Origin of the sequence: Slackia equolifaciens (assembly GCF_003725995.1) — a bacterium.
In the GTDB taxonomy this organism is placed as follows: domain Bacteria; phylum Actinomycetota; class Coriobacteriia; order Coriobacteriales; family Eggerthellaceae; genus Slackia; species Slackia equolifaciens.
Window position 1 is genome coordinate 1 of record NZ_QIBX01000051.1, and the last position, 508, is coordinate 508.

1 protein-coding gene is annotated in these 508 nt (G+C 60.4%); it reads right to left on the minus strand.

Annotation, left to right across the window (positions count from 1 at the left end):
• Positions 1 to 2: 2 nt before the first annotated feature.
• Positions 3 to 508, minus strand: a 506-nt coding sequence (locus tag DMP06_RS11280; protein WP_161957923.1) for a hypothetical protein, incomplete at its 5' end; no start/stop codon positions are given.

Genomic DNA, 508 nt, shown 5'->3' on the forward strand with positions numbered 1-508 from the left:
GCTCACGCCGAATGCGCCTCCCGCGTTTTCGCCTGTTCCTCGCATGCGGAAATATTCGCCTGGAGCGTTTTGCGATATTTGCCGCGGCTCATGACCTCATCAAATACGCCGCCCGCATACGTCAAAACATCGAGGGCGATGTTGTTGCCGCCGTTCGGGAGCTTATCGACCGACGTGGCCATGCTTGCGAACTGTGCATCGGCATACACGCTCTTCTCAAACTGGTACTGCAACAGCGTTTGCCCGCCGTCGAGCGCTGCCAAAATGCCCGAATCGCGCGCCGCGTCGAGCACGCCGTCGGCTTCCTCGCGATAGCCTTTAAGCAACCACGCGTCGCCGAATTCCTTCGCCTCAATAAGCCACGCGGGCAGCTTTCGCCCATCGCCGCCCGCCTGCGACACGTCTCCGTCGACCTTCGCCGCCTGCATGCCGTCGTCAATCGAGGAGCGCAAATTCGCCGCCGCGGCCAAATAATTCTTCATGCTCTTGGTGAGCTGCTCGTCTTCGT